The 24,446-nt window shown below is 34.8% G+C and carries 19 protein-coding genes; 8 read left to right on the forward strand and 11 right to left on the reverse strand.

Annotated elements, in window-relative coordinates:
* Window positions 1-16: 16 nt before the first annotated feature.
* From L3049_RS03310 to L3049_RS03320, 3 genes are read right to left on the reverse strand one after another with little or no spacing between them, the layout of a single operon-like run.
* Window positions 17-1,114 carry an ROK family protein gene (locus L3049_RS03310; RefSeq protein ID WP_275108363.1) on the reverse strand — a complete coding sequence of 366 codons (1,098 nt, stop codon included), beginning with the start codon at window positions 1,112-1,114 and terminating at the stop codon, window positions 17-19.
* Window positions 1,115-1,136: 22 nt separating this feature from the next.
* Complete coding sequence (locus L3049_RS03315; RefSeq protein WP_275108364.1) at window positions 1,137-2,294, reverse strand: MFS transporter; 1,158 nt, start codon at window positions 2,292-2,294, stop codon at window positions 1,137-1,139.
* A 49-nt stretch (window positions 2,295-2,343) separates the two neighbouring features.
* Window positions 2,344-3,339, reverse strand: coding sequence for a LacI family DNA-binding transcriptional regulator (locus L3049_RS03320; RefSeq protein WP_275108365.1), 996 nt, complete (start codon window positions 3,337-3,339; stop codon window positions 2,344-2,346).
* A gap of 260 nt (window positions 3,340-3,599) precedes the next feature.
* Between L3049_RS03320 and proC the strand changes: the two genes are divergently transcribed.
* Window positions 3,600-4,397 carry a pyrroline-5-carboxylate reductase gene (gene proC / locus L3049_RS03325; RefSeq protein ID WP_275108366.1) on the forward strand — a complete coding sequence of 266 codons (798 nt, stop codon included), beginning with the start codon at window positions 3,600-3,602 and terminating at the stop codon, window positions 4,395-4,397.
* A 49-nt stretch (window positions 4,398-4,446) separates the two neighbouring features.
* Here the strand turns inward: proC and L3049_RS03330 are convergent, their stop codons facing one another.
* Window positions 4,447-6,534 carry a PKD domain-containing protein gene (locus L3049_RS03330; protein WP_275108367.1) on the reverse strand — a complete coding sequence of 696 codons (2,088 nt, stop codon included), beginning with the start codon at window positions 6,532-6,534 and terminating at the stop codon, window positions 4,447-4,449.
* A gap of 248 nt (window positions 6,535-6,782) precedes the next feature.
* On the opposite strand from L3049_RS03330, the gene L3049_RS03335 reads away from it, so the two are divergent.
* Window positions 6,783-7,172 (forward strand): response regulator, encoded by a 390-nt coding sequence (locus L3049_RS03335; RefSeq protein WP_275108368.1) that lies wholly within the window; start codon window positions 6,783-6,785, stop codon window positions 7,170-7,172.
* On the opposite strand, the gene L3049_RS03340 is transcribed toward L3049_RS03335, so the two are convergent.
* From L3049_RS03340 to L3049_RS03360, 5 genes are all read right to left on the reverse strand, one after another.
* A complete protein-coding gene (locus L3049_RS03340) occupies window positions 7,165-8,349 on the reverse strand; it encodes a SpoIIE family protein phosphatase (protein ID WP_275108369.1) in 1,185 nt (394 codons plus the stop codon). The two genes, L3049_RS03335 and L3049_RS03340, sit on opposite strands and share 8 nt — an antisense overlap.
* On the reverse strand, window positions 8,349-10,202 hold the full coding sequence (locus L3049_RS03345) for a [Fe-Fe] hydrogenase large subunit C-terminal domain-containing protein (protein WP_275108370.1): 1,854 nt from the start codon (window positions 10,200-10,202) through the stop codon (window positions 8,349-8,351). Before L3049_RS03345 ends, L3049_RS03340 begins: the two co-directional genes overlap by 1 nt.
* Window positions 10,203-10,235: 33 nt before the next feature.
* Window positions 10,236-10,487, reverse strand: coding sequence for an NAD(P)H-dependent oxidoreductase subunit E (locus L3049_RS03350; protein WP_275108371.1), 252 nt, complete (start codon window positions 10,485-10,487; stop codon window positions 10,236-10,238).
* Between the two features lie 123 nt (window positions 10,488-10,610).
* Window positions 10,611-11,798: a SpoIIE family protein phosphatase gene (locus L3049_RS03355; protein ID WP_275108372.1), complete on the reverse strand. Its 1,188-nt coding sequence runs from the start codon at window positions 11,796-11,798 to the stop codon at window positions 10,611-10,613.
* Between the two features lie 3 nt (window positions 11,799-11,801).
* Window positions 11,802-13,520: a [Fe-Fe] hydrogenase large subunit C-terminal domain-containing protein gene (locus L3049_RS03360; protein WP_275108373.1), complete on the reverse strand. Its 1,719-nt coding sequence runs from the start codon at window positions 13,518-13,520 to the stop codon at window positions 11,802-11,804.
* 416 nt (window positions 13,521-13,936) lie between these two features.
* On the opposite strand from L3049_RS03360, the gene L3049_RS03365 reads away from it, so the two are divergent.
* The 4 genes from L3049_RS03365 (at window position 13,937) to L3049_RS03380 (ending at window position 19,284) form a co-directional block, all read left to right on the forward strand.
* Window positions 13,937-15,169: a PQQ-binding-like beta-propeller repeat protein gene (locus tag L3049_RS03365; RefSeq protein WP_275108374.1), complete on the forward strand. Its 1,233-nt coding sequence runs from the start codon at window positions 13,937-13,939 to the stop codon at window positions 15,167-15,169.
* Between the two features lie 51 nt (window positions 15,170-15,220).
* On the forward strand, window positions 15,221-16,417 hold the full coding sequence (locus L3049_RS03370) for a hypothetical protein (protein WP_275108375.1): 1,197 nt from the start codon (window positions 15,221-15,223) through the stop codon (window positions 16,415-16,417).
* 238 nt (window positions 16,418-16,655) lie between these two features.
* Complete coding sequence (locus L3049_RS03375; protein ID WP_275108376.1) at window positions 16,656-17,600, forward strand: endonuclease/exonuclease/phosphatase family protein; 945 nt, start codon at window positions 16,656-16,658, stop codon at window positions 17,598-17,600.
* 121 nt (window positions 17,601-17,721) lie between these two features.
* Entirely contained in the window at window positions 17,722-19,284 is a 1,563-nt protein-coding gene (locus L3049_RS03380; protein ID WP_275108377.1) for a C1 family peptidase, read from the forward strand.
* A 60-nt stretch (window positions 19,285-19,344) separates the two neighbouring features.
* Here the strand turns inward: L3049_RS03380 and L3049_RS03385 are convergent, their stop codons facing one another.
* Window positions 19,345-19,722 carry a RidA family protein gene (locus L3049_RS03385; protein WP_275108378.1) on the reverse strand — a complete coding sequence of 126 codons (378 nt, stop codon included), beginning with the start codon at window positions 19,720-19,722 and terminating at the stop codon, window positions 19,345-19,347.
* A gap of 69 nt (window positions 19,723-19,791) precedes the next feature.
* Between L3049_RS03385 and L3049_RS03390 the strand changes: the two genes are divergently transcribed.
* Entirely contained in the window at window positions 19,792-20,367 is a 576-nt protein-coding gene (locus tag L3049_RS03390; protein WP_275108379.1) for an anthranilate synthase component II, read from the forward strand.
* 103 nt (window positions 20,368-20,470) lie between these two features.
* Here the strand turns inward: L3049_RS03390 and L3049_RS03395 are convergent, their stop codons facing one another.
* Window positions 20,471-23,086, reverse strand: coding sequence for a putative LPS assembly protein LptD (locus L3049_RS03395; protein ID WP_275108380.1), 2,616 nt, complete (start codon window positions 23,084-23,086; stop codon window positions 20,471-20,473).
* A gap of 164 nt (window positions 23,087-23,250) precedes the next feature.
* On the opposite strand from L3049_RS03395, the gene L3049_RS03400 reads away from it, so the two are divergent.
* Window positions 23,251-24,441: an N-acetylmuramoyl-L-alanine amidase family protein gene (locus L3049_RS03400; RefSeq protein WP_275108381.1), complete on the forward strand. Its 1,191-nt coding sequence runs from the start codon at window positions 23,251-23,253 to the stop codon at window positions 24,439-24,441.
* The last annotated feature ends 5 nt before the right edge of the window (window positions 24,442-24,446 follow it).

The following is a 24,446-nucleotide window of genomic DNA, read 5'->3' on the forward strand; positions in this document are numbered from 1 at the left end:
TACTATAGATCGTTTGTTACAAATTCTTTAATGCAAAGGCATAAGCTCCAATACCAATAGCCTTGCTTGCTCCTAGTTTACTAGAACAAATAGCGATACTTGGATTCGGATCATATTTTATGGTTTTATTCGTTCCTGGAATATTTATATCTGAAGATTTATCTTCTGCGAATTCAACAAATTCCGAGTCGACATCAATATTATAAACTTTTTGCACCAATCTTGGAAGAGATTCCCCCGATGCAGTATAACATTTTCCGTTCATTTCATTTAATGCTGCTGGCATATACAAATCATGAGCTCCAGTTAATCCCCCTCCAATAACTGCAATACCATCGATCACAGTTAAAAGATTGGCCAAACTATCGCCCAAACATCTTCCGAACATTTCAAAAGCCTCTAGTGCTGCTTTTTGATCTGAATTATTAGCATCCATAGCGACATCGTAAACATCTTTAGGCATTAATTCTTCTGAATAATTACCTTTTGCTTTTTCTAAAAAGACTCTTTGAATAGCACGTGTACTAATTCCTTCTTCAGCAAAACGCTCTGGAAACAATCGTGAGCTTGTTAACCAAACTTCCGTAGCAATTGAATTGTCACCAACAAATAACTCCTCGTTACGTACCAAACCACCGCCAAAACCGGTTCCTAGTGTAACTCCAAGAATATTCTTATACCTTTTCGGACTATTTGCCTCTTCTAATTTTTTATTGATCTCAGGAAGTACACCACCCAAAGCTTCGCCATATGCAAAAAGATCTCCATCGTTATTAATGAAAACTGGCAACTTAAAGTGTTCTTGTAACATTGGTCCTAAAGCAATTCCTCCTCTAAAAGCAGGCAAATTAGGCAAATCCCCAATAATTCCACTTTTATAATCAGCAGGACCTGGGAATGCAAAACTAATTGCAACTGGTTTTTCCTTTACTATATTTAAAACCTCCTGAAAACCATCAATAATCGTTTGTAAACACAAATCTAACTGATCTGCATTTGATGGCTTACGAATTGGTTCTACAATTTCATCTCCACTTTTCATTGCAGAGAAAACAAAATTTGTTCCTCCTGCATCAAGAGTCAATACAACTCTCTTATCGTTCCAAATATTCATAATCTAAATCGTTAATCGAATATTACTTCGCATCCGTTTTGGTAAATAATCTTCCCAAATAGAAGAAATATAGTAAGCATACTAATAAAACAGCAACTCCACCCATTTGACTTCCAACATAGTCTGAAACCATTCCTAAGAATAAAGCGATAGCACCACCAGAAACACCCATAATCATTAAACCAGATACCTCATTTGCTCTTTCTGGTTGTCTTTTAAGTGCGTAAGTAAAAATGATTGAGAATAAATTAGCACATGCAAAACCAACGATAAATATGAATACTGAAAGAACAACTAAATTGGTTACAAACAACATTCCTATGAATCCAAAAACACCAAGAATAATACTATAAACAAAGATTTTAGCCGGCGCATATTTTGCCAGAATAATTGCTCCTAAAAATGTTCCAACAGTACGAGCTACAAAATATAGACTAATACCTAAAGCTGCTTGTTCCAATGGAATACTGCATCTCTCCATTAAGAATTTAGGAATGGTAATGTTTAAACCAACATCAATTCCAACTACTAGTAAAATCCCCACGAAAAAAGCTAAAATATAAGAGTCCTTAAGTAGACTAAAACATCCTAAAATAGATACATTTTTCTCTTCTTGTTCTTCTTTAATAATCGATGTTGACCACAACCATATTGTTGATAATAAGGTAATTCCAGCGTACAATGGGAAAATTAATTTCCAATTTCCCATACTACCTGCAGCAAAACCTGCGATAATTGGTCCTAAAAAGGCTGCAATCGCTTTAACAAATTGCCCTAAAGTTAAACTACTAGCTAATTTATCTCCCGAAACAACATTCGTTAACAAAGGATTTAATGCAACCTGAATAATTGTATTCCCTATACCTAATAAAGCAAATGCAACTAATATAACTGTAAAATTATATGCTATTAAAGGCACAAGCATCGCCAAAAATGTAATTGCCATACTCAACATGACCGTATTTTTTCGGCCAATTTTATTCATTAACAATCCTGTAGGCACAGAAAAAACTAAGAACCATAAAAACACCATTACGGGCAGCAGGTTCGCAACGGTATCACTTAAGTTAAAATCAAGCTTGACATAGTTGGTTGCAATACCAACAACATCAACAAATCCCATAATAAAAAATCCAAACATTACAGGAAGGATCTTTCCAATTGAAGTTTTCTCTTTCATAAAATTTAATTTATTCGCCTACCTCAGTAGGTAAAATTAATTGTCTAATTTAACGTTCTATTAATCTTGGTTTCAATTCTATTCTTTTACTTTCTTCTTTGTTCGATTTCATTACTTCTTCTAAAATATCAACCGAATATTGCGCAATTTCCTTAATTGGCTGTGCTACAGAAGTTACTATAGGCAAAGAATAATCGAACAAGTCAAGATTATCAAAGCTCACAAAATTCATTCGATCCAAATCTTCCCTAAAGGCTGTATTCATTAACCAAATTGCATGTGCTGTTATCTGGTTATTTGTAAATGCAATTGCATCCACCCCTTGCTCCATTAGGAAGGTTAATTGCGTTTTCGAACTTTCTTTTAAATCATCGATTTCAACAACACGAATCAAATCTTCATCTACATCGATATTATTTTCAATTAAAGCTTGCTTATATCCGTCTATTCTTAATTTTAGAGAATAAACATTTGGTGTAATTGATAACAAGCCAATTCGTTTGGCTCCTTTATTAATCACCTTATCAACTGCCGATCTCATAGCATTTTTGTTCTCTACTAATATGTAGTTTCCATTAAAATCTGGACTCTCTCTATCAAAGAAAACCATTGGAAATCTTTGAGCCGCCAATGTTTTTAGCATTCCTAAATTTTCAAAACATGAAGCTACTATCAAAGCATCGACCTGTCGATTTACAAACATGTTAAGCACCTGAGTTTCTTTATCTTTATTCTCATCAGTACTTCCAATAAGAAGGTGATACCCCTTTTCCCAAAAATAATCTTCAAGCAAACGTCCAATTTTTGCAAAGAATGGATTGGAAATATCCGGAACTAAATAACCAATGGTATTGGTTTGTCCTTGTTTTAAGCTCTTTGCAATTTGATTAGGATGATAATCTACTTTTTTTACATAGTCAAGAATTTTTATTTGCGTTTTTTTGCTAATATTTTTCTCATCTCCTTTGTTATTAAGTACAAAAGAAACAGTGGTTTTTGATAGACCAAGATCTTGAGCGATATCTTTAATTGATTTCTTCTTCAAAGTATATTTTTTACTAAATCGGTTTACTAAATCGGTTTACGAATGTAGATATTTTTTTTAAAGTAAAAAATGAAAGTTTAAATGAGACAAAATCAAAGAAAATTCACCTACTAAAATTAGATTTCACAGACTATTAATTACTACAAAATAATAGTAAAGCAAATTTACAAAAGCACTAACTCCCCAAAAATTAGTATTTTTATATTTCAGATTTAAAAGTTGTCACACCTCTTTCAAAATCACCTTATATTATTTAGTGTATGAAAAATGAAAAAATTAGTGTTATTGGTTGCGGTAACCTTGGTAAATCGATAGCAAAAGGACTTCTAGATGATAAAGATTTTTCTTCTGAGAATGTAATTGCTACCCGACGTAATCTATCTCTAATTAAAGATTTGGAAGAAGCAGGTGCAGAAATTACATCTGACAATTGTTACGCTGTTAGCAAATCGAACATTATTTTAATTGCTGTTAAACCGTATAATGTCTCTAAAATTATAAAGGAGATTAAACCTGCTTTAATTGAAGGAGAACATATAATCGTATCACTAGCTACAGGACTTGGTACTGCTGAAATCTCTGAAATGTTAGATGGCAAATTTCCCGTTTTTAGAGCAATGCCAAATATTGCTGCCAACATTGGAGAATCTGTAACTTGTATTTGCGGTAAGAATTCAGATCAAGAACAAACAGCGAAAGTAAAATTCATTTTTGATTCCATTGGTGAAAGCCTAATTATTAATGAAGAGCTAATGGAGGCTGCAACTGTATTAGGTGCTTGTGGAACGGCTTACGTTCTACGATTTATTCGTGCTATGGTGCAGGGGGGAATTCAAATTGGTTTGGATTCAAAAACTGCAACTGCCATGGTAAATCAAACGGTAAAAGGTGCAGCAGAATTGTTGATTGAGCGTAAAATGCACCCTGAATTTGAAATTGATAAGGTAACAACACCAAAGGGGTGTACTATTCTTGGTTTGAATGAGATGGAGCATAATGGTTTTAGCTCATCATTGATCAAAGGAATTGTAACCTCTTTTGAGAAAATTGAGAAATAGAATATTTGCTCTCATCCAATAAGCTATTTAATGGATGAGAGTGTAATTCTTAATTCCGAAGTAGTAGGTTTCGTTGTAGTATTTCTCCATCAATTTCCAATTTTAAAATGTAAACACCCGAGGACATTCCTTTTAAATCGAAATTGATTAAACTATTGTAATTAAAAACGATACCAGAACGCACTTGAGCTCCTTTCGAGTCGTAAACCGTCCAATTGGTTCTTATATAAATAATCTGGCTCAAATCAACTGCAAATAAACCATCTGATGGATTTGGATAAACCTTAATCAAATCATTATAATTCATCTGAACCATTTTTGCAAAAGAATTAGTTCCACATCTATTCTCTGCCTCTAGCGTAATGGTGTAATTTCCCGAATTCTTGTATTCGTGTTCTGGATTCTCTTCACTAGAACTGGTTCCATCTCCCAAATCCCATGAGTAAGTCTCGCCTTGCTCCGAAGAATTAATGAACTGTATTTTTTGTAAATCAACCGTAAAATCAAAGTTTGCGCTTGGAAAATCCATAGCTAAAATATCACGACTCACACTATCTAAAATCCCATTTTTCTTAACAATCAATTTTATTTCTTTCACACCAGAACTCGTATAACTGATTTCATGAGGTCCTTCTTCTGTCGAACTTTGCGGTATAGCACCTTCTCCAAAATCCCACAAATATTCATCGGGTTCGCCTTGAGATATATTTTCCAAGCTAAGCTGACTAGAATAACAAATACTATCATTTGACGAGATAAAATTAGCTCTCAGTCCCTTGTAAGGATCCATACCATCCAGTACATTCAATCCTAAATTCAAAGGATCTAACCAAACTTTTAATTGTTGATTGGCTTCCGAAAAATTTGCCCAACTCTCGGAAAATTTTGCATAATAGTCATTAACAGACTCCTCACAATCAGCCTCTCCACCAGTCAAATCGCCTACAATTCGATGATTTTCATCAAACAAAGGGGAACCTGATGATCCTCCTTCTGTTGTTCCAATCTCCCAATCGACAATTCTCCAATGTGTGTTGATATCGAATGTATATTTTGTATCGGAGTAAGAATCTGTAATGGGAGCATCAAAATCCATTGATATTTTTTTCACATCGGCATTAGGATGATGTATACAAGTCGTATTTAAAGGTATTCTTCCACTTCTATCCCAACCTGCATAATAGGGAGAAAAAGAAGCTGGAGGCATTACTGACAATTCTAGAAGTGTAAAATCTAAATGACTGGTTGTTGCTAACAGGTCTGCTCCCGAAATTGATTGAGATTTTGAACCTGTAGTTGATTCGCAATCTGCCGCCTCATAATTAAAATAAAAAATGGCATCCTCCGCATCTCCTTGTGAATCGATAACATGATGAGCAGTTAAAAGATATGGTTTACCATCAAAACTAGTATTGTTAATTAATGCTCCAGAAGCGATAAAGCCATTGTACAAAATGTGACACACTGATTGCTTCTCAATTTGCCAATCATCACCTTCTGGGCAGTTTATATTTACATTACAAGAACCTGATGTTTTAACGGATGACTTCTCACCTTTTAGTTGATTAAAAATATTCTTATAATCATGCAAAACTGCACCAATTTCAATTTCAGCTTCGAATTTAGCACCGAAAGGCTCAATATATTCAACAATAATCTCATCTCCTTCTAATGGCTCTATAGAAAATTTCCCTGATGCCTTGTTGTTTTTTTCTGTATAAGCACCTAAAACTTGAGCCGTTTGATAATTATAGACAAACAACATTGCATTCTTAGGCAATTTGAACTTAGAAAACTCAAGACCTAAAGAGAAGGCTCCTGGAGATGATATAAAGATACGCCACACCATTCTTCCATCTTCCAACTTTTCCCATTTCCCAGAATTGTTCGAATTATAAATGTTTTGATATTGATAAGCATATTGTGCGTGTTTCAAAAAGCTTTCCCCACTTACAAACACTTCATCTTTAAGCATCTTAGCTTTTTCAAATCGTGGCAAATAAGTAACCGGAATTGTACTCTTAAATTTTGCATCTTTGAACAAAGGACTGCCCCCGTGAGAAATTTGTGCTTTCGAAAAAAAGCAAATAAGAGATAAGCTAACAATTAGCCAGAATTTGAGTAGTTTAGAGATCATGTAGGTATAAAATTCAATCAATGATTATCAAAAATAACAATTAAGGAACGAAAGACAATCAAATACCGTAAAACAAATCTTTCCCCCTACTAATTCAATAGTATATTAAAAGCAATAATATTAATCATTATGCTAGAAATTATTCTTATTTTATAGGGAATCTATATAACCGAACTTATTTTTAATACGCAGAATTTTGTATAAATTTGAATTATTCGCGTGCTATTTACAAAACCAAAAATCACCCAATGAATCAAGAATCCTATGATTGGTCATCGAAAACAATTTTAATTGCAGAAGATGTTGAATCCAATTTTCTTTTTCTAGAAGAAGTTATTAAAAGAACTGGTGCTTCAGTACTTTGGGCAATGAATGGCAAATTAGCTGTTGAAATGTTCGAAGATCATAAAGATAAAATTGATCTCGTTTTAATGGATATCCAAATGCCATTTATGAATGGTTTCGAAGCTACAAAAGCAATAAAAATAATAAGCCCTAACATTCCTATTATTTCTCAGACAGCCTATGCAATGGCCGAAGACAGAGTGAAAAGTTTGGCCGCGGGTTGTGATGATTACATTGCAAAACCAATCGCTAGCCAGAAACTACTAAATTTACTTGCAACCTACATTAAATAAATGTTAGACTCACGTCTTTCAAAAATTTCTCTTCTAAAAGACTTACAATCTTTTTCACAACTGTTCTTCTAATTTCCAGTTCAATTGGCAAACTAGGATCTTGATGTGCAAAGTTTATTCGTGTACCTGAAATAATAGAGATCTTATCACTTTGCAATAAGTAATGAACAATTTGATCTGCAGGACCTTCACCAAGATCATAATCACTATTGTAATCTTCCAAAATACGTGCAACCTTACCAATTGTTAGAATCCCTTCCGTTACTAGGTTTATTTCTTCCATGTAAGAAGCAGGAGGTAATTCAGGATCAGTAATTTTCATACCCGCAGCAAATTTCAAATTGAGTTCTCGAGCCAAAATTTCAGCTGTTGTACCTCCACTTATAATTTTTTTGCCTTTAAAATGATACACTCGCATTGCCAATTCTGCATCCTTATCTTTTTCGAAAGGCGGACCTGTACAAATTAATAATTTACGAGGTTCTCTGTAATAAATAACACCTGCACTAGTGTCGTCTTTTAATTCATCATGATCGTTTCGAGCAGCTTTCTTTACCAGCTGCATACCAAGATTACGAGCAGATATATAAGGTGTTGATTTTACGATATTGGTAACATACTTTAAAGCACTCTCATGTCCCCAACCAAATGGCAATTCTCGACTTCCCATTCCCGACTGCATAATCCCATCGGACCAAAAAAGAATCCGATCCTCTTTACGAGCAGTAAATTCACAAGTACGAAGTTCTTTTCCTTGATTTTCTTCACTATCCAATAGAATCGTTCTCCAACCAGGATCAAAAACTTCTGCCCCACGCATCACCACACACAATGGATTATCAAACTCTATTATTCGAGTTCTTCCATCATATTCGATATCTATAATGGTAAAAGTGGAATAGCTAACCTTTCTTACGCTACAAACCGGAAGTGTATTCATGATGATTTCGGCAATGGTTTTAACATCCTTATGCTCTGCCGTAAAATTCATCGCCATGGAAGCTGTTAAGGTCGCCAAAACATTCGCTTTCACACCACTTCCCATCCCATCGCTCAAAACTGCAATGGTCCGATTTTCCTCCTTTATTCTTTTGGAAAGAAACACATCTCCACAAATCATTTCACCATGATGAAAAACCTGCTGACAATCTATATCTATATGAAATTTTTCGTCCATTATTTTCCTTTCCCTTCTTCTCCCGAGGCGTGAGATTTAATAATGGAATTCAATAACTTTTCTGTTTTTGAAGCACTTTCGCCTAATAAGAAAGCAATTTGTTGCACTGTTTGAAGATTTTCCTTGATAACTGCTCTGGCCCTTCCAATCACTTCTTCTCGTCTTACCTCAGGAGCGTATAAATCCCTTATTATACCACCAACAATCTTATTTTTTTTGATTGTAAAAACTGAGACATTAAATAATCTATTCCCAAAATGAACATCTCTATTTAAAATATCCTCTCCGTTTAATATTACAGAAGAAAATAGTTTATGAAATGGTATTAATTTGGTTAAATCGGCATCTACTAAACCTGGAATAATTTCATTTAACATACGAGTTTCTTCTCCCAACAAATCAACGAAAGTTTTATTCGACTCTATTACTTTTAAACTTTCATCAACAATCACAACACCTGAAGGAAGCTTTTGCAACATCGCTGAAACCGTTTCGGATGCCTCTTGGGCTAATTTCCTTTCCTCCTTAGCTACTCGTTCAGATTCTTTAAGAGCGGTTTTTGTTTTAGACAATTTATCATTAATATTTCCGAGCTCTTTTATGTAGTTGTTCATATTTTTAATGGTAAAAGACGAGCACATCTCATAATTGGCTAAACCTTGACATTTTGCTATAGCAAACTCCCTACAAGATTCATATCCACAAGATCCACAACCTAACTGATCCTCAATCTTGCCTTTTCCCATCTCAACCAAAACATCTAGAATTTCATCTTCTGTAGGCACTGGTAATTCACGACCATTTGATTTAAAACCTCTGCTTAAATCAAGATCTAAATATTCATTAATTTCTTTCTGCCATTTCTCTTCATCAAAAGTCTTCAGCCTCTTACGTACATATCTTATTACCTGAGATCTACGAGAAAATTTCCGCCCTCCAGGTGAAGTTCCTGGTCCCATAATACAACCCTCACAGTAAAATAAATCCAAATGTTGATTAAGGTCATGTTGAGTTTTGAATTCATTTATTGATCGAAGGAAATTATTTCTTCCTTCGGTACTAATTATTCCTCCATTTAGCATGGATATATTAATATCAGCAGCTTGAAACAAACCATGACTTATTGGAAATAATCCTCCCAATTTAGCAAATGGCGGATCAAACTCAGAAAATTCGACCGAATTTTCTGAAACTCCATATTCCTTAAATAATTTTCGTAGTTCAACAAAACTAAGTACCGCATGAATATTACCATCAGTACCATTAAATGCCTTCACATCATCCTTACTAGCTACGCAGGGTGAAAGGGAGACAATTTTTACATTCTTACCATATTTTTTTCGCACAACTTTTGCCATTGCAACACCTGGAGGTACAATTGGAGCCAAGTTATCCACTAAATCAGGATGAAAATTCTCAATGTTATTTACCAAAGCAGGACACTTTGTTGAAATGTAATATTTTCCATGAAAATTCTTAAACAAATCTTTATATCGATAAGCAACAAGATCAGCACCAAATGCAGCTTCCACTACAAAATCAAATCCCAAAGCACGAATCATTCCTACAAAATTCCTAAAATCGAGGATATCGTCGAATTCACCAGATATACTTGGATCGCAAATTGCAATCACAGGCTCATTACCTGCTAGCAATTGTTTAACAAGATCTTCTGAGCTTCTGTATTCAATCGCATCTTGAGCGCAAACGGATACGCAGTTTCCACATCCGATGCACCTGTTTTTTATGATATTAGCAAAATCATCTTCAATTTTAATTGCTTTTGCAGGACAAACCCGAATGCAAGTAAAACTAAGATTACACTTGTCCTTATTGGTTACGATTAAAGGCATAAGAAGAATTTTTAGAATGGTAAATAGATGGCATTAAACGAGTCCGAAAACGCCGTTTAAAATCTCAACAACACTCTCATGGTCTACCTCTTCGTGCAAGTCATCCCCAACCTTTAATATTGGTCCTTTCGCACAATTTCCTGTGCACAATTCTCCATGAAAGAAAACTTTATCTTTCAATTTATTTTCTTCGAGAAATGTATTAATTGCTTTTAGAGCTTTCCCGTTACCTCTTGAAAAGCAGGAGCTTCCCAAACAAATGGTAATTTCGATTTTTTCGGCCATTTAGTTTTGTCTTTAGAATCATGTTTTATGAGGATCATTACAAATTCCACTTCATCAACAAAACCATCCACCTCTTAGGAATTTTTAAAACAATACCCCATGCCACTTTAGGTTATTTACATTTTAAATATAGCTAAGATCTACTTCTTTTAAAAACTTTTCCTCTAGTAGTGTAACAATATTCTTCACAACCGTTCTGCGAATCTCTAACTCCATTGGTAAATTAGGATCTTGATGTGCAACATTAATTTTCGTTCCATTAACAATAAATATCTTATCACTTTCCAACAAAACTCGAACCAACTGATCCGCAGGACCATGACGCAAAGAGGAAAGATCCTTATAACTTTTAAGTAATCGCTGCACTTTTCCAAGAGTCAAAATCCCTTCAGTTACCAAATCGATACCTTCAATATGTGATATGGGTGGTAATTCAGAATCGGTAATTGTTAATTCAATCTCAACTGGTTTATCAAATTCACGGGATATAATACCTGCTGTTGTACCACCACAAACTACTTTTTTTCCTTCAAATTCTTTTACCTGCTTTGCCAATTGAGCGTCTTTTGTACGTTCATAAGGAGGTCCAGTGCAGATTAATAAATTTCTCGGCTCACGAAAATAAAGAACCCCACAGGAGGTATCGTCCTTTGGTTTATTTGCGTAATTAGCACAAGCTCTGTCTACTACCGAAGCTCCTAGTTGCCTAGCTGAAATATAAGGTTGCCTACGAATTAATGACTTTACAAACTGATCCACATTCTCCATTCCCCAACCAAAAGGCAATCGCTGCGTTCCCATTCCAGAATTGCTTACTCCATCGGAACAAAATATGATTCGATCTTCTTTTTCTGCCTTAAATCGATAGGAATACAACACCTTACCAAGATTGTTATCGCCATTTAATTTCAGTTCCTCACATTCAGGTGTAAAACTCTCTAAACCTCTTACAATTAAGCAATCTGGACTATCATAGCGAATAATTCGAGTTTCTCCGTCGCACTCAATTTCAACAATTGTGAAAGTAGAATAGCTAGCCTTTCGTTTACTACAAACTGGTAAAGTTTTCATTATTACCTCTGCAGCTTTGCGAATATCCTTATTCACTTTCATATAATTCAGAATCATAGAAGCTGTTAAAGTTCCAAGGACATTGGCTTTTACACCACTACCTAAGCCATCGGATAATACCAAAATTGTTCGGCCTTCCTCTTTAATTTTTCGAGACATAAAAACATCTCCACAAATTGCCTGACCATCAAAATTCTTTTGTTGGCACTCAACTTCTATGTAATAATCGGATTTTACCATAGGTTATTTCTCCTTCGCTAATGTATAAAACTCAACGATTGAGTTCAGCATTTCTTCCGTTTCTGAAGCATTTTCACCTAAAAGATAGGCGATTTTTTGAACCGTTTCTAAATTCTTCTGATTAACTGATTTTGCTCTTGAAATTACTTCTTCACGTTGAATGTATGGCTGTGACATATCGCGAAGAATCGCACCGACTAATTTGTTTTTATGAATACTAAAAATTGTAATGTGAAACATTTTATTACCAAAACGAATGTCTCGCTCTAGATTATCAACACCAGTAGATAGTGCAGATGAAAATAATTTATGAAAGGGAGCAATTTTATGCAAGTCTGCATCAACTAAAGCTGGCACTGTATCGTACAATTGTTCTATTTCTTCACCCATCATTCTGGCAAAGCTTAGGTTTGCTTCCCTAATTTTTAATTGATCATCAACAATTACTACACCAGAAGGAATTTTGCGCAACAATGCTGTTGATTTCTCGTGTGCAATTTTACGCATATAGGACACGCACATATTTGGCTCAGATCGATCTTCAAGTAAGGCACCTGCAAATTCACGACAACTGTTGTAACCGCAACCACCACAATTAATTTCATCTTTATCGGAATATTTACCGACCATGGTTAAGGCCTCTTTTATACTATTTTCCGAATGCTCAACAATTTCAATTGCTTCTATCGAATCAAAATCTCTAGTAATTGGGAAATCTACATTTAATGTAATTCCCGCTTCATCACCTACCTTGTTTATTACTTCCAAACGCTTTATAGCTGTTGAGTAATTTTTATCTGTACCTGGCCCATTAACACATCCACCGTCACAAGCTAAAAGTTCCAAAAACATCACCCCAGGTTTTTTATATTTCTCCAGGTCTGTTAAAACATTTTGTATGTTGTTAATCCCTGAGAATGTCATATATACAGCATCGGTCGCGGTGGTGTTTTTTTTAACACCCATAATCATACCACCATCTATAGGATATAAAATTCCCTTTCCAGCTTTACCTGGAACAAAAATATCATGCTTCTTTTCTTCTGGGAATAAATATGGATCAATATTTTCTTCTTCAAACCATTTTTTAAGATCCAAAAAAGTTAGTGATGCCTCTAACAAATCAGGAAATTCATCACTTTCGGATTTCTTTGCAATACAAGGACCGATAAAAACAACATGATTATCTTCTCCATATTCTTTCTTAAGAAACTTTGCATGAGTCAGTAGAGGTGATAAAAAAGGAGTAATATTATTCTTGTACTGTGGATAATGCTTACAAATCATCTCCACCACAGAAGGGCAAGCTGAAGATATGTAAATACCCTGTTTTTGATCTTCAATAAAACTGGAAACCTGCTTTGAAACTTCTTGAGCACCTAAAGCAGTTTCCGAGACCGCAAAAAACCCAAGAGATTTTAAAGCCGAAACCATCTGATCATCAGATAAATTAGGGAATTCGGTAACAAAAGATGGTGCCAAAGATACAATTACTTGTTTCTTTCTTTTGAGCAGACCTTTAACGCTTTTTAAATCATCACGAACTTTCTTTGCATTTACAGGACAAATTAAAGTACAAGTTCCACAATAAATACAGTCGTTATGAAGAATTTGTGCCGAGTTATTCACCACCTTAATGGCTTTTAATTTACACTCTCTAATGCACTTGTAACAATCCTGACAATCATTCAATTCGGTGTACACCGGCTTAAAAACATCCATAAAATCTCCCTCTATTTATTCTAACCATTCACAAAAAGGCTCTTTCAACTTTCAATTATACAAATCTCAGAATTTATGTAATAGATATTAGATTCTAAAGACTATTCTAGAACACATCCATACAATTAATAGACATTTTAAATAAGACCTAAACAAATACCATAAGCACTTGTTTTTAATGCATTACAAGCATCCAATTACGAACACATACTGTTCATTTCCGTGCGCATTTTGAACAAATTAAAACATCTAGAGAATTCGTAAAAATCTAAGTAGGTGCTACTTCTAAATAATGGCGTAATGTTTGCTTCACAAATACTTGTGAACGTTTTGATTTACAGGATACAAAAGTATTTAATATGCATCATCAAAACTCATCTACTTTATAATTTTGAAACATCTAATACCAAATAAGCATGAAAACAATTAAACTAAACTTTTGCATTATAGCAGCCATACTTGTTTTTCAGGTCCCCTTTGCTAATGCACAAGATGCTCCATCAAAAGATTGGAATCAATTTAGAGGCATGAATAGAAATGGAGCAGTCAATGAAGAACTTAAACTAAATCAAATTCCAACAACTGGTCCCAAATTACTTTGGAAGAAAAAATTAGGCGATGGATTCTCTGAAATCACAATCTCTAAAAATCGCTTATACACCATGATTAGCGAAAAACAGGATAGCATTACCGGTTCCGAGTTCATTGCTGCTTACGATGCCAAAACAGGAAATGAAATTTGGAGAAGCAAAGTGGACTCCTTGTTTTTTGATGAATTTGGTGATGGCCCAAGATCAACTCCTGCTATTGATAAAGATCGCATTTACTGTCTAAGTAGCTACGGAAAACTTACAGCATGTCATCGTAAAGATGGTAAAATTGACTGGCAAGTTGATTTCATGAAAGACTTTGAAAGTAAGATTCCCCGTTGGGGATTTAGCTCATCTCCGGTAATAATAGACAATAATCTCATAGTAGAAGTTGGTGGAAGTAATGAAAAAGCATTCATCAGTTTCGATAAAAACACTGGTGATGTGCTATGGAAAAGTGGTACAGGAATAGCAGGTTATAGCTCTCCAGCAATAGCAAATATTGATGGAGTTAAAAACATTATTTTTGCAAATTCAGGTAAACTTTACGCCTTAAACACTCAAGGTGATACACTATGGACGAACACTTCAAAGTTTGCCAACACAATGGCTATGCCTGTAGTTTTTGACGACAGTAAAGTTTTCTTGTCATCAGTTCGAAGTAGCGGTTTCATTGTATTCGATATTAAAGCAAATAAACCAACAGAAATCATCCGTGGTTCAAGCATGAAAAATGATTATTCTTCATCTGTTTACCACGATGGTTGTATTTATGGATTTCATGTTGCAGCTCTTCAATGTGTCTCTTTGGAAACTGGCGAGAAAAAATGGACAAAAAGAGGCTATGGAAAAGGCAGCCTTATACGTGTTAATGACCAATTATTAGTATTATCCGATAAGGGTAAATTAATACAAGTAAAAGCAACACCAAGTGCATATACTGAAATGGGCAGTTTTCAGGCCATTACAGGAAAATCATGGACTGCTCCATCTTTTTCTGGAGGTAAACTTTACCTAAGAAACCTAAGTGAGATGGCTTGTTATGATTTAGCAAACTAAGCCAAATCTTCATTACAATTAACTTGACTTTTACTATTTAATGAAATACTCATGAAACGAAGAAATATTCAAATTCTATTTATCGTTCTTTTTCTCTCCTTTCCTTCTCTTCTTTTTGCCCAAACAGCTGAAGAAATAATTGCGAAACACATAGAAGCACATGGAGGATCAGACAATTGGAATAATATTGAATGCATAAAAGTAACAGGTACATTCACCGCTTTTAGTCTTGAAAAAGATTACATGGCTTACAAAACTAAGAAAGGCAGTTACTATGCAGACTTCCATTTGGGAGAACAACACATAATCGAATCGTATAATGGAAAAAAAGGCTGGACGATTGATCCTTGGCAAGAGATTCTTTACGCAAGAAACATCAACTCAAAAGAAACTGATGTTTTCCAGCAAAAAGCAGAGTTCTTTACTCCTTTCTTAAACTATAAAGAAAAAGGTCATACTGTTGAATATTTGGGAAAGAAAGACATAGATGGAACCGAAACCTATGCTCTAAAAATCAACAAATCCAACGGAACCACGCAAACATGGTATTTGGATACAAACACCTATTTGGAATACAAATGTGAAGCTCCATGGGTAGACTTTGCACAGCCAGTTCCTGCAGAAATGTACTTTGATGACTTTAGATCAATTGAAGGTGTAGTTATCCCCTTCTACACCGAACGAGGCTTTTGGCAAAGAAACAGGGTTGTTCAATTAGAGAAAGTAGAAATAAATCCTGAATTTGATAAAAACCTTCTGGTAATGCCTAGAAGGGAGGAAATTTCTAAACTTGATTTTTTGGAAGGCGAATGGGAAGTAAAAATGGAATTCATAAATCGCAGAGGAGAATGGCAAGAAATGGGAACTACTCAATCAAAAATTAGCTATATTTCGACCAATATGCTGCAAGAAGAAATGAGCTACGAGAGAAATTTCCCAATAGGAATTAATGTTCGTTACACTTATAACTCAGACCTAAAATCTTATCAAATTTCTGCTTTTAACGACTTCACTTCCAACATAGAAGTGATGCAAGGTAACTTTACTAATAAGACCTTGGTACTAGATGATACTAATGTGTCATTTACAGCAGAAAAGACCCCAAAGAAAATGTGTAAACAATTCTCTTACACAAAATTAAATGGCAATAGCTTTTCCGTGGAAAATAAAACGTCACAAGATCAAGGAAAAACATGGACGTCCAGAGTTAAATTTACCTACACAAGAAAAACAGAGCAAACTAATTAAAAAAAAGATCTTCTTATTTAAACCTCGAATCTCAACTTTTCGAGGTTTTTTTTATCGTTTAAAACTGAATATACAAGATGCTATTTGTTGTTTCAATCGCAACACTTACGTCGTAGCAACTATAAACTATTTGAAAGTGCCAAGTGAACCATACTTTTAAATTATGATTATATTTAAGCGGAATGTGAAAATATTCTTAATTTTCCATTGAAATAATAGTTACACTTAACGCTAACCAATGCAACAATCCATAGCCTTCTACAATCTCGAAAACTTCTTCGATACGGTTGATGATCCTATCACAAATGATGATGATTTCTTACCCAATGGCTATAAAAACTGGACAGAACTTAGGTATTTAAAGAAATTAGAAAATATAAGCGCTTCGATTGCTTCTATTCCAAATGGGCTACCAGCATTAATTGGTGTAGCAGAAATAGAAAACAAAACGGTTCTTACGGATTTAATTTACCAAGCTGAATTTAAACGAGACTACGATTATATCCATTTCGACAGCAAGGACAGAAGAGGAATTGATGTTGCTCTTTTATTTAATAGGCAGCACTTTAACCCGATCCACAAAGAAAAATTAAAAGTGCATTTAAATGGCAATCCAAACTATATTACACGAGACATTTTATATGTAAAAGGAGAATTATTGGGAGACGTAGTTCATATTTTCGTCAACCATTGGCCATCAAGAGGTGAAGGAACATTAAAATCGATGCCAAATCGTATTGCAGCCGCCCAAAGCTTATCCAAAAAAGCAAAATCAATTTTAGATTTAGATGAAAATGCCAAAATAATCATAATGGGTGATTTTAACGATCTTCCTGTTAGTAAGTCAATTACTCAATATTTAAAAGCTAAATCGAACAGTGAATTAAGAAAACACGAATTCTACAATCTGGCAGCAATACCCTACCAAAACAAAGAAGGAACGCTTTTTGCCCAAAAGCGATGGTTGATGTTCGATCAAATCATTATCAGTAATGGAATGATAAAGGCAAAAGGAATTAAAATAACCGCAAATAGATTGCAAATACACCACGATAAAAGCTTATTATATTACGACACTCAGAGAGGTATTTACAAGCCTAACAGAACCTATGCTAGAGATAAATACTATGGAGGTTCTTCGGACCATTTGCCTGTTTATGTTGCAATCGACATTGAAAATTAAAAATAGAATTGTAAATTGAATACTGTACAAAATTAACCATTCTCTCACGACAGTTTGAAAACAAACCATACAGAACAGAAAAGAAGCCTAGCTAGCGCAACTATACCAAGTATTTTTAATCATGCCAATAAGAATTAAAAAGGACAGTGGATCGAGTAAATCACAACAAAGAATTTCTAGAAGACGAAGAAGTTCCAGCAGTGGCTCAGGTGGTGGAGGTGGACTCATAAATATACTTCTCCCAATATTTATAAAGCTATTTAAAAAGAATCCTAAAATAGCCATCATTCTTATTCTCTTAGGTGTTGGCGGTTATTTTCTACTTAGCAAAAGCAGTATTAGCACAGATAATTCGACCTTAAAATCCTTGCTTCTAAGTACTGGATTAGAGATGGATGAACGTGTTTACGACAAAGCTGAGGTGTTCGAACCCTTGGCTGATAATGTAAACAACCCTCTTCCAGAAAGTGTGAGTTTGGAAGAATATTGTCCAAAACGAATGAATCAGGGCGGACAGGGTTCTTGTGTTGGCTGGTCGAGTGCTTACGCAGCCCGCACAATTATGCACGCCAGAGCAACTGGTCAGGATCCCGACGAGGTAACCTTTAGCCCAGCCTATTTATACAATCAAATTGCCTTACCCAATTGCCAAGGGACCTACTTACAAAATGCCATGGAGGTAATGAACAAAGGTGGTTTACTCCCCTTTTCACGATTTGCTTACAATGAAAATTCTTGCGCAAAAAAACCTACTAACACAGAACTTCAAGCAGCTTCAGATTACCGAATTAAAGGATTTAACAGACTTTCAAAAGATGGCGACAATTACACCACCGATTTACTGGCCATAAAACAAAATTTAGCTCAGGGAGCTCCTGTTGTTATAGGAATGATGGTGGGCGGTAGTTTCATGTCAAACATGAGAGGTAAGAAAGTTTGGACACCTACCCGATCTGATTACTCAATGCAAGGATTCGGAGGGCACGCCATTTGTGTTATTGGTTACGACGATTATTTTGAAGGTGGTGCTTTTCAAATAATGAATAGCTGGGGTGAAGATTGGGGCCAAAATGGACTCTTTTGGGTTAGATATAACGATTTTGAATATTTCACACGCGAAGCTTATGGTTTGTATCCAATGGGTAATGCCGATGCTCCAACAACTACAATTCTAGAGGTTGAGATTGGTTTAATCGAAAACGCCACTGGAAAGAACATTCCTTTACATCAAGAATCTGGCATTTTATATACAAGCCAAAAATCTATCTCTGCAAATACAGACTTTAAAGTAGAGGTTACTAATTCGCTGGAATGTTACACTTATATTTTTGGAGCAGAAACCGATGGTTCCAGTTATATCCTTTTTCCATACACAAAAAAGCATTCCCCTTACTGTGGTATTACAGGCACCCGCTTGTTTCCTAAGGATCATTCGTTATATCCTGACGAAATAGGAGAAAGGGACTATATCGCAATTGTTATCTCCAGACAAAAACTGGATTACAATCAACTAAACGAAGCTTTTAATCAGTCTTCTGGCAATTCTTATCAGGAAAAAGTATACAATACTCTTGAATCTGAACTAGCCCTCGATGTGAAATACTTGCCTGGAAATAAAGTCTCTTTCAGCACAAATTCATCAATGAAAAATACTGTAGCGGTAGTTCTAGGAATAAATAAATAATTGAAAAAAAAATGGCCGCTAATCGAAAGATTAACGGCCATTTTTAATATCAATAAGCGATTACTTTACAGCAATAGTTTCGATCTCAACCAAAGCACCCATAGGTAGATCCTTTACAGCAAAAGCTGCACGTGCCGGACAATCTTCTTTGTAGTACTCGCCATATACCTCGTTCATTACAGCAAAACCTGACATATCGCTCAATAGGCAAGTCGATTTAACCACATCTTTAAACGTGTACCCCGCTTCTTCAAGAATGTAACCAATGTTTTTCATTACCTGCTCAGCTTGCTCTCTAACGCCACCTTCTACAAATTTACCTGTTGTTACGTCAACTGGAATTTGTCCCGAAATATATAAAGTACCATTAGCTTCTACTGCTTGTGAATAAGGGCCAATCGCCTTTGGTGCCTTCTCTGAATTGATAAAACGTTTCATTTTTAAAATCTTAGTGTTTGTAAAAATTTCACTTATTTTGCGGCACTAAGGTAAAACAAAAATAAATTAATGAGAATAGTAATCATCGATAATTATGACTCATTCACCTACAACCTGGCACATTATGTTGAAGCATTTTGCGATCAGGTTAATGTGATGAGAAATGATGAAATTAATTGGGAAATAATTGACACTTGTGATAAAATTATTTTCTCTCCTGGCCCTGGACTTCCTAGTGAAGTTTCAGCAATGGGCGAAATAATGGATCGTTATTCAAAAACCAAAGCTATTTTTGGTGTTTGTTTGGGAATGCAATTCATAGCTGAATATTACGGCGCCAAACTAATCAACTTAAAGGAAATTGTTCATGGTGTTCCTAAAACAACCCTAATTAAAGATTCCTCTGATTCCCTATTTCTTAATATTCCTCCAAAATTTCAATCTGGCAGATACCACTCATGGGCTATTTCAACTGAAAATATTCCCAATTGCATAAAAGTTACAGCCTCAGATGAAGATGATGTAATCATGGCGATAAGACACAAGAAATTTAATTTGTGTGGCGTACAATTCCATCCAGAATCAATCATGACCGAATATGGAAAACAGATTCTAAAAAATTGGATTGGATTAAATGCAGACTAAAACTTCCCTGCACAACAATTGACAAAATTTCCAAGCAAAATATCTTACAAAAAAAAGCCAAGAATAAATCTTGGCTTTTTCATATCTTATTTTGAGCTAAACACTAGAAACTAGCATCTTGCCAAGCTTCTTTCTTCTCGTACTTCAAATCTTGTAAAATTGACGATTCCACATTAATTCGGAAATTGTATGACTGATAGGTTCCAAATGGGATCGCATTAAAAGACATTTGCCAACAGTGCAAGTCACGTGTAATCGTAAACTGGGTTGCTGTTACTTCACTCTCTGAAAAATCATAACCTGAAGAAAAACTAAACTTCCATTTTGGTGTTAAACTAAAATTACCCGTTACGCCCATATTCTGATTTACCGTACTTGTTCTTTTAGGTTTAGAATAAGTCCACCCATAATCAATAGAAAATGACCATGGAATATCAAAATTTACATATCTAGAATCTCTCCACTCCTTTTCCTCTTCTTCATCCTTACCTTTGCTTTTCGATTTAAAATCGTTAGCCGAAAGACCAAAGTCAACATCAATAGATGCATTTGTTAATCGAGGACCAAATTCATCAATTTTTATATCCCTTGCGTTTAATTTATACGGATCAATGGTTGAACCTATGTTAATACCAAGTTTTTTATTGAAGATCTTTGTACGGCCAGACATTCTAATATTCGACCAGTTTAACGAATCGGCAAACATATTATACGAAGTGGAAAATTTCAAACTCTCAATAATCTTCACCTTTTTAAACTCTTCTGTACCAGTAGAATCATTTGCAATACGCATCTTTGCTTCTACATTATTATCAAGGCCTAAGCTAATACTCCCCGCTTCCATGGCTCCAGTTGGTGTTCCATACAAACTTCCATCAAAGATTGAATATTCAATATCTTTATCTGTGCTTTCGTTTCTATAAGTCTTATAGTATTTACTTCTTGAAACTCCTATTTCTGGCGTATAACTAACACTTACACTTGGTGTCATCACATGTCGAATTGCCTTTATCTTAGAGCTTTCCTTAAATTCATACATACCATAGATCTTTGGACTTAAAGATAAGGAAGCAGATGTGGAATAATTATGAGCATAATTAAATCCTTGAATTGTATCAGTTAATACACCACCTTCACCTTCATTCATTGTATCATCCCAACTTTTACTTATCGATTTAGTATAAGCAACACCCTGATAATTTAAAGTGGGTGAAAGCGTAAGGTCTTTAGCCAATTTAAAATTTGTAGTCACCGGGATAGTATGCTGATAACCATTTTTCCAATCCTTTGTAAGAGAGGAAGACATTAATTCCTTTTCTTTAATATTCACACGGTTCTCCATTTTAGAAGAATAGCTAACTCCTATGTTATCATACCATTTTAAATCTGAACTTTTACCTTTTTTTCTAAAAGGGTAAATCTGAGTCATATTTAAAGACATGCTTGGCAAAGTTAAAGCAATGGTCGTATCACGACTATTCTGCGAATGACGTAATGATCCATTCAAACTAAAAGGGCTTCCAGGCCATTTTTTACTATAAGAAATACTCGACTGCTTCTGATTATTTACAATCTTATCAATGCTCTGTGAGTTATTTCTATCGTTCTGCGAAGTAGAAAAATTTACCGATGCAGAAAAAGTTCTGTATGGATTTGCTTTTGCATCCTGAGTATGAGTCCAACGAACTGCAAAATCCGTTACCTCAGAATAATCATCTAAGCCTTTATCACCATATTTGTTAAAATGATATTCAGTTTGAATACCACCACTATATCTATATCTCTTTTTGTATTTGGATTCTAAATAACCACCCCATGAACCATTTGCAAATATATCTCCCTTAATGGCCATATCAACATAATCATTGATTGCCCAATAATAACCACCCCCTCTTAAGTTAAAGCCTCGTCGTTTTTCTTCTCCATAACTAGGCAATAAAATACCTGATGAGTAAGAATTACTAAAAGGAAAAAATCCGAAAGGCAAACCAATAGGTAGCGGCACATCTTCTAATACCATGTGCAAAGGCCCCGAAACGATTTTATCATCTTTAATCATTTTAGCCTTTGTCATTCGCACATAAAAGTGAGGATGCTCGTGATCACATGTTGTATATTTTCCATTCTTTAAAAAGAATGTATTCTCATCCATCCTCTTCGTTATTTCACTATGAACGTAGCCACTCTCCTGTTCTGTTATAACTTCATTTACCCAAGCCTTCCCTGTCTTAAAGTTATATTTCAGCTCCTTACAGGTAAACTCCTCGGCACCATCTTTAAATTCCGGTGTATGAATAAACTGTCCTGTACTATCTTGAATCCCATATGCAAAAGCCTCTTTATTAGCCAAATCCAGTTCAATGTAATAAGCTTTTAATTCTGTCTCACCATATTTTACAAAAGCATTATTTGTTAAAAATACCTTTTGTCCGATTAGTGAAAAAATAACACTGTCATCAGCATTGTATTCAATAGCAGTTTCAATAAAGGGTTTTTCCTCAATTTTAGCAGAATCAGTAACCAAAGTATCCGAAACGGTTTCCAGTATCGTATCATTTTCAGTTAATTTCTGACTAAAAAGATGTGAAATATCCTCGTTACTCCAATTGGTAACTGGCTGACTATAATCACGATCATTCGCTGTATCGATAAAAGCGTAGATGTTCAATGGAATTATGGCTCCAATGAAAAGTATAAAAAGCTTTTGTTGTAATTTCAATTGCAATTTTTATCTGTTATTTTTGTACAAGAATCAAGTAAAGAGGTGCTAGGTAACTTCTGAATAAATTAACGCTTGCGCTTCCTTAGGACGCCAAAATTACAAATAAAAGTACTATATTCCCTAATCTAAATGCAGTTCAGAATCATTTTTTAAGTTCTTTTATGAAGATTTTTCTAATGAACATTATTTACATCAAAATATCAAATGGTCTAATCGTAAGATCATCAGTCATTTTATTACTATTATTTGCATTCTGTTTTGCAAGTAAAAAAGGATATGCACAAAGTGATCATTATACAATTAAGACAGTTGTGATTGATGCAGGACATGGTGGTAAAGATCCTGGTGCGGTTGGAAAATCCGTAAAAGAAAAGGATGTTGTGCTCAGCATTGCTTTAAAATTAGGTGGATATATCGAAAAATATTTCCCTACAATTAAAGTAATCTACACTCGAAAAACAGATGTTTTTATTCCTTTGGGAACCAGATCTGATATCGCAAATCACAACAAAGCTGATTTATTTATCTCCATTCACGCGAATGCCAATAACAACCCAAAGATTCGTGGTACCGAAACCTATACTTTAGGATTGCACAAGACAAAAGAGAATTTGGAAGTGGCGATGAAGGAGAATGCGGTTATGTTATACGAAGATGATTACAGTACAAAATACGAAGGATTCGACCCCAACAACCCAGCTTCGTATATTATTTTCAACTTAATGCAAGGTATCAACAGAGATAAAAGCATTAGCCTTGCCGAATTAACCGAATTTCAGTTTAAAACAAGAGTTGGACGCCATTCTAGAGGTGTTCGAGAGGCTGGCTTTTGGGTTCTAAAACAAGTTAGCATGCCATCTATTTTGGTTGAAGTTGGCTTTGTTTCCAACCCTACTGAAGGCAAGTATCTGAAGAACAACTCAAATCAAGATTATTTAGCAAGTGCGATTTTTAGAGCATTTCGAGATTATTACAACAAGGTAGAAGAAACCAGTGTTGTTTTAAAGCAAGAAGAAAAAGTAAACACAAGTGTTGAAACAGAACTAGAAAAAGATATTGTAGAAGAGGTTCCTCTTCCAAAAACTGAAAATTCTGTAGAGTTTTGTGTTCAGATAAAATCATCGAGTAAACCAATCCCTTTAACTTCAAAAGCCTTTTATAATTTAAAAGACATAAAAGAGCGAAAATTAAAAGGAAGCTACAAATACACAATTGGATCAACTGATAAGTATAAAGAAATTGTGCGTATTCAAACTGAAGTTAGAAAGACAGTTAAAGACTGTTTTGTAGTCGCTTTTTACAAAGGAGAAAGAATTTCACTCTCAAAAGCGAAAAAACTTCAAAAAACATGAGTAAT

The organism is Labilibaculum sp. DW002, assembly GCF_029029525.1.
In the GTDB taxonomy this organism is placed as follows: domain Bacteria; phylum Bacteroidota; class Bacteroidia; order Bacteroidales; family Marinifilaceae; genus Paralabilibaculum; species Paralabilibaculum antarcticum.